A 12,656-nucleotide genomic window follows, 5' to 3' on the forward strand; every position below is an offset into this window, starting at 1 on the left:
CCGCTGTTGGTGCGGTGCGGCCGTTGTGGTGCGGGGCGTGCCGTCGTGGTGCGGGGCGGCCGCTGACGGAACCGGCCGCCGGGTGGGGGCCGAGGGGCCGGTTCCGTCGCCGGCGGGGGTCAGTCCAGGCAGAGGATGCCGCGCAGCACCCCGGTCACCGTGGAGGTGACGTCGCCGGCGGGGCCGCCGGCCGAGCGCCAGGCGACGAAGCCGTCGGGGCGGACCAGGGCGGCGCCGCCCTCGCCGATGCCGTAGCGCTCGGTGAAGGTGTTCTCGACGTCGGCGTAGTGGCCGCCCTCGCCGATGCCGCGGACGGTCAGCATCAGGCCGAGGTCGCGGGCCGCCTCGGTGGCGGCGGCCCACGGCCCGACGGGGCCGGCGGTCAGCAGGGTGAAGCCGACCGGGAAGAGGTCGACGGTGGAGAAGGGGCCGTGCTCACCCTCGACGACGACGTGCGGGGCACGCGTGCCGGGCCGCCCGCTGGGCTTGTCGGGGTCCTCGGTGATGGTCCACGCCTGCGGGTCCTCACCGGCGAACGCGCCCTCGGGGTAGGCGTATCCGAAGGTCATCGTCGTCTCGTCGACCAGGTCCTTGGCCACCTCGTCGAACGCCTTGCCCTCACGGACGGCGAACCGCAGCATGGCCTGGCGCACGGTCTCCTGGGCGACCGGACGGCGCTCGGAGTCGTAGCTGGCCAGCAGCCGCTCCCCTGCCTTGCCCTCCAGCACGAGGGCGAGCTTCCAGGCCAGGTTGTAGGCGTCCTGGATGCCCGTGCTGGCGCCGAAGGCACCGGTGGGCGGCATCACGTGGGCGGCATCGCCGGCAATGAGGAAGCGGCCGCGGGCGAGGGTGTCGGCGACCCGCGCGGAGATGTCCCAGGCGGGCATGTCGACCGACTCGATGGTCAGCGGCAGGTCGGGGACGCCGACGGCGGCCCGGACGAGTTCGACGCAGCGCTCTGGGGTGAAGTCGTCGGCGCTCTGGCCCTTCTCCGGGAAGAAGGAGACGTTGATGACCCACTTGCGGTCGTTGTCGATGGGGATGATCGTGCCGCGCACCTGCGGGTTGTTGACGTAGGCCGCGATGATCCTGCGGCCCCGCAGGGCGTCGGTGAGGTCGGCGTCGAAGAAGAAGCTGACCAGGTTGGTGAGCGTGCCGCGGCCGTGGGCGTCGATGCCGAGCATGTGCCGCAGCGGGCTGCGGCTGCCGTCCGCGGCGACCACGTAGGAGGCGCGCAGTTCGCTGCTCTCGCCGGTGCCGAGGTCGGTGAGCGTGGCGCTCACCCCGTCGGCGTCCTCCACGACCGCCTCCAGGCGGGTGTGGAAACGCAGATCGACGCCGACCTCCTCGGCACGCTTGCGCAGGATCGGCTCCAGCTGGTTCTGGTCGATCAGGGTCCACTGGGTGGGGCTGATCCGGCTGATGTCCTCGATCGAGGCGTTGGGCATGCGGACCCGCTCGTTGCCGGCGAGGGTCTCGACGTGCACCAGGTCGGTGTTGCCGGATATCGGCGAGCGTCCGGCCCGTACCCGCTCCTCCATGCCGACCGCGCGGTACAGCTCCATGGTGCGCGGGTTGATGGCACGGGCCTTGGGGTGGACGGAGGTACTGGGGTGGCGTTCGACCAGTGTGGCCTTCACACCGTGGTGGGCGAGGAAGACGGCGGCGGACAGTCCGGCGAGGCCACCGCCGACGATGAGAACGGGCACCTTCTCCTGGCTCATGTTGATTCCTTGGCTCGTTGGGCGGCCGTGCCGTCCAGGTCGGTCATCGGGTGGCGGTCACCAGCGTGTGCGTGCCGAGCAGCGGCTGTGCGGCGGGGGCGGTGAAGCCGGCCTCGCGCAGCCAGTCGTTGAGGTCCCCGATGCGGTACTCGGAGCCGTCGGGGCTGACCAGGCGCATGTGCAGGCTGGAGAGCAGGCGCTCGGCGCTGCGGCGCTCGTCGTCGATCATCCGGTCGTAGACGAGGATCTGCCCGCCGGGGTTGACGGCCGCGTGGACCCGGCGCAGCAGCTCGCGGCGCCGGTCGGTGTCGAAGCCGTGCAGGATGTGCCCGAGCACGATGACGTCGGCCCGGGGGATGTCGTCGGCGAAGAAGTCGCCGCCGGTGAACTCGATGCGGTCGGTGTGGCCGAGGCGGCCGACGTGCTCGGTGAACAGCGGGCGGGTGCGTTCCAGGTCGAACACGCCCGCCTTCAGGTGGGGGTGCTCGCGGACCAGGACGGAGGCGAGGTTGCCGCGGGCGCCGCCGAGGTCGACGAAGGAGGAGTGCCGGGACCAGTCGATGCGGCCGGCGAGTTCGACGCCCATGCGGTCGCTGTAGGCGTCCAGACCGGCGAAGAAGCGCTTCATCTTCTCCGGGTCCTTGTGCTTGTCCCCGACGAACCCGCCCTTGTCGGGGTCCAGGTGCTGCGGGGCACCGGTGGTCAGCGCCTCGGTGAGCCGCCCCCACGTCCCGTACAGGGTCTCGTTGGTGAGCTCCACGAAGCCACCGAGGTAGGTGGAGGCGCCGGGCACCAGGTAGGCCGCGGCCAGCGGCGCGTTGGCGTACCGGTCGCCGGTGCGCTCCAGCAGACCGAGGCCGGCCAGCGCGTCGAGGAAGTCCTCGGCCATGCGCGGGTGCAGACCGGTGGCGGCGACGATCTGCTCCGCACCGGCCGGCCCCTCGGCGAGCGCACCGAACACGCCGAGCGTCACGGCGCTGTGCAGCACCTTGGCCGCGCAGTCCGCGATGGTCAGCTTGATCAGCGGACCGGGGTCGACCGCCGCGGCTGTCGTACGGTCATCGGTCGTTGTCACGCGAGCCTCCTAAGCGAGCCTGGGGACCGCTGCGGTCCTCGCCCGACAATGGCGGGTGCGCGTGGAGTCCGGCTCGAAGCGGCCTGCAGCGCCGGGGCTCGGCACCGCGTGAGCGGTCGCGCGCGTTGGGGCGGGGCACCGTGTGAGCCGTCGCGCGGCGGAGCGCGGCGCCGCGTCAGCGGTCGCGCGGCGGGGTGCTGCACCGCGTCAGCCGTCGCGCGGCGGGGTGCTGCACCGCGTCAGCCGTCGCGCGGCGGGGTGCTGCACCGCGTCAGCCGTCGCGCGGCGGGGTGCTGCACCACGTCAGCCGTCGCGCGGCGGGGTGCTGCACCGCCAGAGCGGTCGGCCGGACGAACGGCCCGGGTACGGGGGCCCGCGGGGAACATGGCCGGGCATGGAGAAGGCCGCCCTCCCGCACAGTGGTGGGAGGACGGCCCCGGCCGTGCATCACGCGCGGGGGATTCGCGTGGATCAGGCCGCTTCGGGGGTGGCTCCGGTGGGTGCCGGGTCCGAGGCGGGGGCGGACTCGCGCTCGCCGCCGCCGTGGTGCTGCGAGCGCAGCGTGAGGTTCTTCATGCACAGGGTGATCAGGAGGCCGACCGCGAGGATGGGCACCGAGGTGACGAACACCGGTGTGAGGGCCGCGGCGTAGGCCTGCTCGACGGCGTGGCGCACGGGGGCGGCCAGCGAGTCGAGGACCGACTGGGACGACAGCGCTTCGTGGTCGACGCCGCGCAGGGCACCGGCCGGGACGCGTGCGGTGATCTCGTCGGTGAGGCGCCCGTAGAAGATCGAGGCGAACAGCGAGATGCCGATCGAGGTCCCGAAGGAGCGGCCGAAGGTGGCGACACCGGAGACGGCGCCGAGGTCCTTGGGCGGAGCCGTGTTCTGCGCGGCCTGGGTGAAGACCTGGGCGGACAGACCGGAGGCGAAGCCGAAGACCACCATGAACAGCACGGACACGATCCGCGGGGTGGAGGCGTCCATGGTGGACAGCAGCAGCGCGCCGACGATGCCGAGAGCCATGCTCACCACGGGGAAGATCTTGTACTTGCCGGTCTTGCGGATGATCTTGCTGGAGCCGATGGAGGAGAGCACCAGGCCGAGCATCATCGGCAGCAGCACGAAGCCCGAGGTGGTGGGGCTGGCGCCGGTGACGACCTGGACGTACAGGGCAAGGAAGTTGACGGAGCCGACGAAGACGACGCCGCAGATGATGGTGCCGAGCAGCGACAGGGTGAACGTCGAGTCCTTGAACAGCCGCAGCGGCACGATCGGTTCGACGGCGCGGGACTCGGACACGATGAACAGGGCGAGGCACAGGACCGCGGTCACGCCGAGGCCGATGATCCGCGCGGAGGTCCAGGCGTACTGGACACCGGCCCACGAGGTGAGCAGCGTCAGGCTGATGATGGCACCGGAGAGGGTGACGATGCCGGCGTAGTCCAGGCGGGACTGGCGGACCTGGCGGGGCAGGTGCAGGTACTTGGCGAGCAGGAAGAAGACGACGGCGCCCAGGGGAAGGTTGACCAGGAAGACCCAGTGCCAGCTGAGCACGTCGGTGAGCAGGCCGCCGATGGCGGGGCCGGCCAGCGAGGCGCCGGCGAAGATCATGCCGAACATGCCGTAGTACTTGGCGCCCTCACGGGGCGTGAACAGCTCGCCGATGATGGCCAGGACGGAGACGAAGATGCCGCCTGCGCCCATGCCCTGAACAACGCGGAAGGTGATGAGCGCTTCCATCGATCCGGAGGCGCCCGAGAGCGCGGAGCCCACCAGGAACAGGGTCATCGCGGACAGGAAGGTGACCTTGCGGCCGAAGAGGTCGCCGAGCTTGCCGTAGATGGGCGTGGTCACGCTGCTGGCGATGACGTAGGCGATGGTGACCCACGCGAAGAGGTCGATGCCGTGCAGGTCGCCCACGATGCGGGGCAGCGCGGTGGCGACGATCTGGGTGTCGAGGATGCCGAGGAACGCGGCGAGCATGCACCCGACCATGGTGGGGGTGATGCGGGTGCCGGAGGAGTGGAGCCCTCCCGTAGCCCGGGCGGTGGGAGCGGACATGATGAGCCGCCTTTCGAGTCGGTGTGTGCGGTCCCCCTCGCACCGACCGCTGGAGGCGGCGGCGTCATCTTTTCGCGGGCCCGTCAGGGGCTTAGGGGAGGTCACTTCGTGCTGTTGTGCAGCGGGTGGGGGGGTGCGGCCGGCCCGGCGGGGGTCCGGGCCGGCCGCTGCCTTGCGGAGTTACGGGACCAGCACGACCTTGCCGAGCTGGGCGCGGGCCTCCATCAGCTCGTGGGCCGTGACGGCCTCCTCGAGCGGCAGCCGCTCGTGGATCACGGGCTTGACCTGGCCGGAGGCGATGAGGTCGAGCAGGTGGCGCTGACCGGCGGCCACGGCGTCCTGCTTGTTGTAGAGCATCGCGTAGAGGCTGAAGCCGGCGACGTTCTTCATGCGGGACAGGGCCAGGGTCGGGATCGGCGGGATGTCGCCGGAGGCGGAGCCGTAGAAGACGAGGGTGCCGAACTGGGCGGTGATGCCCAGGGACTTCAGCAGGACGTCGCCGCCCACGGTCTCCAGGACCACGTCGGCGCCGCGGCCGTCGGTGGCGGCGAGGACCTGGTCCACCCAGTCCTCGTCGGTGTAGTCGATGGCGACGTCGGCGCCGAGCTCGCGCACGAAGTCGAGCTTGGCCTTGGAGCCGGCGGTGGCGATGACCTTGCCGGCGCCGAGGGCCTTGGCGATCTGGACGGCGAGGTGGCCGACGCCGCCGGAGGCCGCGTCGATCACGATCGTCTGGCCGGGCTGGAGGCGGCCGGCCTCGCGGATCGCGTGATACGCCGTCTGGGCCGGGCTGGGCAGGAGGGTCGCCTCGGCGGCGTCCAGGTCCTGCGGGATCTTGATGAGGAAGTCGGCGCCCGTGACGACGTAGTCGGCGTAGGCGCTGTGGTCGACGTCGCCGACGACCCGCTCGCCGACGGCGAAGCCGGTGACGCCCTCGCCGACAGCCTCGATGGTGCCGGCGACGTCACCGCCGGGCGCGCCGGGCAGTCCGGCGTGACCGCCGATCGGGATGCCCTGGCGGCGCTGGACCTCGGCGAAGGTGACGCCGATGGCCTCGGCGCGGATCAGGACCTGGCCCGGACCGGGCTGGGGCTTCTCCGTCTCCTCCAGGCGGAGGACGGACGGCGCACCGTGCTCGTAGTGGCGGACGATTCGCATTGCTGTCTCCATGGGGGGTTATCCGTCGAGCCGCGCCGCGCGTGCGCCGCCTGGCTCCGTCCGGCGATCCGGATTACGTATGCATGTTGTCATGCATTTGATTGTTCGTCCACACCATATTGAGGAGCGCACGGGTTCTTTGCCTTTACTTGAAGACCGGCCGGCTGGGCCCCTCGGTCCCCGCCCAGGCCGCCAGGGCCGCACGCAGCCCCTCGGCGATCTCGGTGGGCGAAGCGTCCTTGTCGGCGGCCCAGGCGACGTATCCGTCGGGGCGGACCAGCAGGCCGGCCAGCTCCGGCTCCTGCTCGCACGCGCCGACGACATGCCGCACGCGGCCGGCCCAGGCGACGGGCTCGGCCCACTCCCCGTACACCTCGGCGATCTCCGGGCGGCCGGAGAGGTCGAGCAGCGCGAAGGTGCCGCGGCGCAGCAGCTTGGGGAGGGTCACCGGGCCCTCGTCGGTGGTGACGGTCAGGTCGCGCGCGAAGTCGCCGAGCAGACGGTGCTCGGGGCCCGGGATGTCGTAGCGGACAGCGACACCGCTGAGCATCTCGGCGACGTGCCGGTTGACCTCCTCCTTGCGCATGAGGTCCTCGAAGAGCTCACGCAGCGGAGTGACGTACGGGTCGGGGTTCATCAGCGCGATCTGCGCACGGGTGTTGGCGAGCACCTTACGGGCCGGGGCCTGGCGCTCACGGTCGTAGGTGTCGAGCAGCCCCTCGGCAGCCCAGCCGTTGATGTCGGCGGCGAGCTTCCACCCGAGGTTGAGCACGTCCTGCAGACCGAGGTTGACGCCCTGGCCGCCGACCGGGAAGTGGGTGTGGGCGGCATCGCCGGCCAGGAAGAAGCGCCCGGCGCGGTAGCGCTCGGCCTGGCAGGCGGAGTCGGTGAACCACGAGAGCCACCGCGGCCGGCTCGCGCCGAGGTCGCTGCCCCAGATCTCGCGCAGGCTGTCGGTGAACTCCTCCAGCGTCAGCTCGCCCTCGGCCTCCCGCTCCTTGTGGAAGTCGAAGGTGGCGACGCGGTGGTAGGTGTCGTCCAGCGGCACACAGAAGAGCAGTCCGCGCTCGGTGCGCTCCATGCCCATCGGAGCCTTCTCGCCGTCGGCGAGGACGACGTCGGCCAGCCGCGCGGTGACCTTGCCGCCGGTGCCCGGGAAGGCGATCCCCGCGGCCTTGCGGACCAGGCTGCGGCCGCCGTCGGCGCCCACGAGGTAGCGGCCGCGCAGGGTGTACGACCCCTCGGGGCCGGTGACGTCGGCCTCGACGCCGTCGGCGTCCTGCCGTACGGCGGTCACCTCGTGACCGCGGCGGATCTCGACGCCGAACTCCTGCGCGCGCTCCTCCAGGAGGCGCTCGGTGCGGGTCTGCTCGGACAGCAGGGCGTAGTTCTGCGCGCTGTCCAGCAGGGAGAAGTCGACCCAGACGTCGAGGCCGGCGAAGTGGCCGTTGTTCCAGGACGGGGCGCCGTCACGGAAGCGCTCCAGCAGGCCGCGGCGGTCCAGCGACTCCAGCGAACGGGCGTGCAGACCGAAGGCCTTGGAGTGCGGGGTGCGCTCGGGAAGCCGCTCCAGCACCACGGGCTTGGCTCGGGAGATGCGGAGTTCGGAGGCGAGCAGCATGCCCACCGGGCCTCCGCCGACGATGAGGACGTCGAAGTCGAAGTCCTGGTTGTCCGGCATGGAAGTCCTTTCAGGGGGGAAACATTGACGAGAGATTATATGCATGAAATCATGCAAGCACTTGCTAGCATACACATGCTCGCCTGCTTGTAATCACCGGGCCTAGGATGGGGACATGGAGACTTCGACCAGGCAGACAGGCGTCCCGTCGAGGCAGGGTCCGCTCACCGCGGCCGACCCTCTCGACGCGGTGGGTCCGGCTTTCTCACGGCTGCGCCGCGCGTCGGCGCTGAACGCCGAGACGACGGTCTCGCGCAAGGACATGACCCGGACCCTGGTCCTCAACATCGTCGAGGAGGGCCCGGAGGAGGACGGCCAGGAGATCACCGTCGGCGTCGTCGCCGAACGGCTTGCCGTGGATCCCTCGGTCGCCAGCCGCATGGTCACCGACTGCATCTCCGCGGGCTATCTCGTGCGCGCCGCATCGCAGCAGGACGGACGCCGCACGATCCTTCAGATGACCGACGAGGGCGTGGCCATGCTGGCCGCCTTCCGCCGTCATCAGCGAGCGGCCTTCGAGTTCATCACCCGGGACTGGCCCGAGGCCGAACGCCTCCAGTTCGCCCGCCTGCTGATCAAGTACGTGGAATCGGTGGCCGAGACGCGGCACGCCCCGGCCGGCGGCTGACCGCCCACCCGGCACCTCTCAGCGCGCCAGGATCAGGCGCAGCGCCGACGTCAGCGCCGCGGCCTGCTCGTCGGCGGGCGAAGCGCCCCGGCTGCGCCAGGCGACGATCCCGTCCGGGCGCACCAGGACGGCACCCCCCGACGACACGCCGTAGGCGTCGGCCCAGCGGCCCTCGGGGTCGGCCGGCCCCTGGTCCCCGTCGGCGGTGATGCGGTGGACATCGAGCGCGACACCCAGCCGCGCGCCGGCCGTGCGCGCCGCCGCGGCCCAGGACTGCCCGTCCGCTCCGGTCAGCAGCACGAAACCCGAACCGAACAGGTCCAGCGTCGCCAGCGGCGAGCCGTCCCGTTCGAGCACCACGTACGGTGCACGGGTTCCTGGCCGGCCGGACAGAGTATGCGGATCACTGGTCAGCGGCAGCGCCCCGGCTCCCTCCTCGGCGACGAAGGCACCGGCCGGATAGGCCTGGCCCATGGTCACGGTCATCGCGTCGTCGGTCGCCGCCTGCTGTTCCTCGGTGGCTGTCCCCGAGCGCATCGCCAGCTGCAGCGAGCCCTGCCGCGCGGTGTACAGCCCGACCGGACGGCGCTCCTGCTCGTAGGTGTCGAGCAGGCCCGCACCGGCGGTGCCGTCGAGCACCAGGGCCAGCTTCCAGGCCAGGTTGAAGGCGTCGGCGATGCCGGTGTTGGCCCCGTACCCGCCCGTGGGCGGGATCTGGTGGGCGGCGTCGCCCGCGAGCAGCACCCGGCCCTCGGCGAAGCGTTCGGCCACCAACTCGGCCATGTCCCACGGGAAACGGGAGCGCACGGTGACCTCGACCGTGTCCGAGCCGATGGCCGCGCGGACGAGTTCGGCGCACCGGGTGTCGGTGAAGTCCTGCAGACTCTCGCCGCGCTCCGGGTCGTAGCCGACGATCAGCGTGCCCTCGGTGAGGGTGTCGTCGTGCACCAGGATGCCGGTGACCGTGTCGTTCTTGACATGGACGACGCTGTAGCGGCGCTCGCCCAGGACCGCGCCGAAGTCCGCGCCGAAGGCGATGCTGACGTGCCGGGAGAGCACTCCGCGGCCCTCCCGGCGGATGCCGAGTGCCTCGCGGACCGTGCTGCGCGGGCCGTCCGCGGCCACCAGGTAGTCGGCGCGCACGGTGCTCTCAGCGCCGTCCGCGCCCCTCAGGACGGCACTGACGCCGTCGTCGTCCTGCGTGAAGGAGACCAGTTCGGTGCCGAACCGCAGGTCGGCGCCCAGCTTTTCGGCCCGCGCCCGCAGCAGGGGCTCCAGCCGGTCCTGCGGAAGCAGCAGCAGCTTGGAGGGGGTCAGGTCCGCGAGGTCGTCGCCGCCCTCGAGTTCCTCCTTGCTGAAGAGAACCTCACCGGCCAGCGAGACGACACCGGCGCGCGTCTTGTGCTTCTCGAAACCGGCCGCGGCGCTCTTCGCCGCCTCCTCGACGCCCACGGTACGCAGCAGCTCGGCGGTGCGCGGGTAGTAGCCGACGGCGCGCGGGTGGATGGACGTGCTGGGATGACGTTCGACCATGATGCAGGGCACGTTGTGATGCGCGAGGAACAGCGCCGTCGACAGGCCGACGAGACTCCCGCCGGCGATCAGTACACGTGTGCTGCTGGTACTCACAAGGAACCCCTCTCACGGATGCCGGTCTGTGCCGGATCGTGGCAGCGGCCACTGGATCCCGACTCGAACGGGACTCGCGCCGTCAGCAGGGGAGGGAATACGTCGACCAGGAACTGTCCGCGCGGAAACCGAGGCGGTTGTTCAGCGCCACGATCGGGGTGTTGCGCACGTCGTTCCAGGCCTGCACCAGCGCCAGCTGCTCGTTCTCCCCGGCCACCCGGGACAGCACGTCGGCCTTGAGCCAGGTGCCCAGACCGCGGCGGCGCCGGCCGGTGAGGACGAGCGTCTCCCCCGTGTCCGCCATCGGGCTGTCCCGCACCAGGAGCGTGGCATATCCGCAGACCTCGCCGCTGTCCTCGGCGAGGACCGCGCTCACGTACTGCCGGTGACCGGTCCGCCCGGCCTCCGCCTCACGGGAGCGCACGTCCTCGGCGGTGGGCCGGCGCGCCACCGCCTGGCCGTTGACGGGTGCCTCCAGGGTTTCCCAGGCGCGGGCGTAGGAGTCGACCAGCTCGTCCGGGCAGCGGTCACGCCAGTGCACCAGGCGGTAACCGGCGACCGCCCGGCCGGCGAGGTCGGCCAGTGCGTCCCTGACCGGGCCGCGCAGGACGAGACGGTTGCGCATGCTGGTGCCGCACCGCTCGGCCCCGCGGTCGGCGGCGAACGCCTCGGCGACCGGCGTGTGCGGGGCGTCGACCAGGAGCATGCCGCGGCCGCGGCGGCGCAGCTCGGCACGAGCGGCACCCACCAGGGCCGTGCCGGCACCGCGGCGCCGGAAGGAGGGGAAGACCCACAGGGAACCGTGGCCCGGGCCCTCGGGTTCGCCCTCGTCCAGGCCCAGCTTGACGCATCCGGCCGGTCGGCCTGCGTCGAAGGCGGCCAGGACGATCCGGTCGGCGCCGTGCCGGCGCTGCAGCAACCGGGCCAGCAGGGCGGCCGAGACCGGCGGGTCGCCGGGCAGTTCCAGGCGCATCGTCTCCTGGAACCCGGGCAGGAGGAGCGAGATCGTCGCCGGGTCGTCGCCGTCGAGGCTACGGATTTCCATGGCTTCCTTCCGTGGGCGTCAAAGGATGCGGGGCAACGGGAGCACAGGCGCCTGAGACGATGCAGCCGGTGGCCGGGTACGAGCGCCGCACCGCCGTACCCGGCCACCGGTTGTCAGGACCGGGGCTGCGTGCCCCGGTCGGGGCGGGGGTCAGGCCCCGTCCGTCTCCGTGAGGATGATGGCCTGGACGGGACACGCCCGCGCGGCCTCGCGTACCAGCGGCTGCCCGGCCCCGTCCTCGCGGCCCGCGATCACCGTGGACAGGCCGTCCTCGTCCTGTTCGAAAACGGCGGGAACGGTCACCGCGCACTGGGCGGAGCCGATGCACCGGTTGCTGTCGATCGAGATGCGCACATCGGCCTACCAGGTGACGGGCAGTTCGGTGACGCCCTGCAGCACGAACGGCGCGTTCACCCCGACCTGGTCGGCGGGCACGGCCAGCCGCAGCGTCGGCACGCGGCGCAACAGCGTCGCCAGGGCGATCTCCATCTCGGCACGCGCGAGGTTCTGGCCGATGCACTGGTGGATGCCGTAGCCGAAGCCGACGTGGCGGCCGCTCTGGCGGCGGATGTCCAGCTCGTCGGGGCGCTCGAAGGACTCGGCGTCCCGGTTCATCAGCATCGTCGACAGGATGACACCGTCGCCCGCCTTGATGAGGTGACCCTCGATCTCGACGTCCTCCTTGGCCACGCGCATCAGCATGTCGCCGATGGAGGTGTAGCGCATGAGCTCGTCGACGGCGCGCGGCATCAGCGACTCGTCGGCGCGCAGCGCCTGGAGCTGCTCGGGGTGCGCCAGCAGCGCCATCATGGACAGCGCGATCATGTTGGACGTGGTCTCGTGCCCGGAGACCAGCAGGACGGTGGCGAGCATCGCCAGTTCGTGCCGGTCGACCTTGCCCTCCTCGAGCTGACGGCTGATCAGCTCGTCCAGCAAGGTGTCGCCCGGCTCGTCCTGCTTGCGGCTGATCAGGTCGTCCAGGTAGGCGAGGATCTCGGTGAACGCCTGCTGCGCCTGGGCGGCCTGCTCCGGGCCGGAGGAGGACAGCACATGCCGGGAGCGCTCGTCGAAGTAGTGGTGATCCTCGTACGGCACGCCGAGCAGCGTGCAGATGACGGCGGACGGCATGGGCAGCGCGTACTCGGTGAGCAGGTCGACGGTGGTGCCCGGGCCCTTGGCCAGCATCTTGTCCAGCAGTTCGTCGGCGTACCGCTGGATCACCGGACGCAGCGCGTTGACCTGCCGGATGCCGAAGCTGGGCAGCACCATACGGCGTTGGCGGGCGTGCACCGGGTCGTCGACCCCGACCAGCGGCGGCGCGGCGGCCTGCTTGCGCTGGGCCTCGATGCGCGGCGCGAGCAGCGGGAACCGGGGGTCGAGGACGTCGGAGGAGAGCCGCGGGTCCGGGAACAGCCGGCGGCCGATCTCGTTGCCGGTCACCAGCCAGGCCACCCGTCCGTTCCACAGGGTGACGCGGGAGATCGGGCCCTTGTCCCGCAGCTCCTCGTATCCGGGCGGCATGTGGTAGGGACACTTGCGCTGGATCGGGTAGGCGGGAGCGTCGTCGGCCCCGTCCGCCAGCGTGGTCGGCGCGTCGAGTGTGTCGGGCATGGGTTCTCCAGGGTGTGCGGCCGTCAGCCTCGGCGACGGGT

10 protein-coding genes are annotated in these 12,656 nt (G+C 71.6%); 1 reads left to right on the plus strand and 9 read right to left on the minus strand.

Annotation, left to right across the window (positions count from 1 at the left end):
- Nucleotides 1-119: 119 nt before the first annotated feature.
- From ACZ67Q_RS30265 to ACZ67Q_RS30285, 5 genes are all read right to left on the minus strand, one after another.
- Nucleotides 120-1,724, minus strand: a complete 1,605-nt coding sequence (locus ACZ67Q_RS30265) for an FAD-dependent monooxygenase (RefSeq protein ID WP_471188556.1) — start codon at nucleotides 1,722-1,724, stop codon at nucleotides 120-122.
- Between the two features lie 43 nt (nucleotides 1,725-1,767).
- The gene (locus tag ACZ67Q_RS30270; protein ID WP_471188559.1) at nucleotides 1,768-2,799 is read right to left on the minus strand and encodes a methyltransferase; all 1,032 of its coding nucleotides are present in this window, start codon (nucleotides 2,797-2,799) and stop codon (nucleotides 1,768-1,770) included.
- A 471-nt stretch (nucleotides 2,800-3,270) separates the two neighbouring features.
- The gene (locus tag ACZ67Q_RS30275; RefSeq protein ID WP_471188562.1) at nucleotides 3,271-4,863 is read right to left on the minus strand and encodes an MDR family MFS transporter; all 1,593 of its coding nucleotides are present in this window, start codon (nucleotides 4,861-4,863) and stop codon (nucleotides 3,271-3,273) included.
- A gap of 180 nt (nucleotides 4,864-5,043) precedes the next feature.
- Nucleotides 5,044-6,021: a quinone oxidoreductase family protein gene (locus ACZ67Q_RS30280; protein ID WP_471188565.1), complete on the minus strand. Its 978-nt coding sequence runs from the start codon at nucleotides 6,019-6,021 to the stop codon at nucleotides 5,044-5,046.
- A gap of 145 nt (nucleotides 6,022-6,166) precedes the next feature.
- Complete coding sequence (locus tag ACZ67Q_RS30285) at nucleotides 6,167-7,702, minus strand: FAD-dependent monooxygenase (RefSeq protein WP_471188567.1); 1,536 nt, start codon at nucleotides 7,700-7,702, stop codon at nucleotides 6,167-6,169.
- 115 nt (nucleotides 7,703-7,817) lie between these two features.
- On the opposite strand from ACZ67Q_RS30285, the gene ACZ67Q_RS30290 reads away from it, so the two are divergent.
- Complete coding sequence (locus ACZ67Q_RS30290; RefSeq protein WP_471188570.1) at nucleotides 7,818-8,330, plus strand: MarR family winged helix-turn-helix transcriptional regulator; 513 nt, start codon at nucleotides 7,818-7,820, stop codon at nucleotides 8,328-8,330.
- Between the two features lie 18 nt (nucleotides 8,331-8,348).
- On the opposite strand, the gene ACZ67Q_RS30295 is transcribed toward ACZ67Q_RS30290, so the two are convergent.
- The 4 genes from ACZ67Q_RS30295 to ACZ67Q_RS30310 form a co-directional block, all read right to left on the minus strand.
- Complete coding sequence (locus ACZ67Q_RS30295) at nucleotides 8,349-9,959, minus strand: FAD-dependent monooxygenase (protein ID WP_471188573.1); 1,611 nt, start codon at nucleotides 9,957-9,959, stop codon at nucleotides 8,349-8,351.
- 82 nt (nucleotides 9,960-10,041) lie between these two features.
- Nucleotides 10,042-11,004: a GNAT family N-acetyltransferase gene (locus ACZ67Q_RS30300; protein ID WP_471188576.1), complete on the minus strand. Its 963-nt coding sequence runs from the start codon at nucleotides 11,002-11,004 to the stop codon at nucleotides 10,042-10,044.
- 150 nt (nucleotides 11,005-11,154) lie between these two features.
- On the minus strand, nucleotides 11,155-11,358 hold the full coding sequence (locus ACZ67Q_RS30305) for a ferredoxin (protein ID WP_471188578.1): 204 nt from the start codon (nucleotides 11,356-11,358) through the stop codon (nucleotides 11,155-11,157).
- A 6-nt stretch (nucleotides 11,359-11,364) separates the two neighbouring features.
- Complete coding sequence (locus ACZ67Q_RS30310) at nucleotides 11,365-12,615, minus strand: cytochrome P450 (protein WP_471188581.1); 1,251 nt, start codon at nucleotides 12,613-12,615, stop codon at nucleotides 11,365-11,367.
- Between the last annotated feature and the right edge of the window lie 41 nt (nucleotides 12,616-12,656).

It is taken from the genome of Streptomyces sp. NPDC036813 (assembly GCF_055609245.1).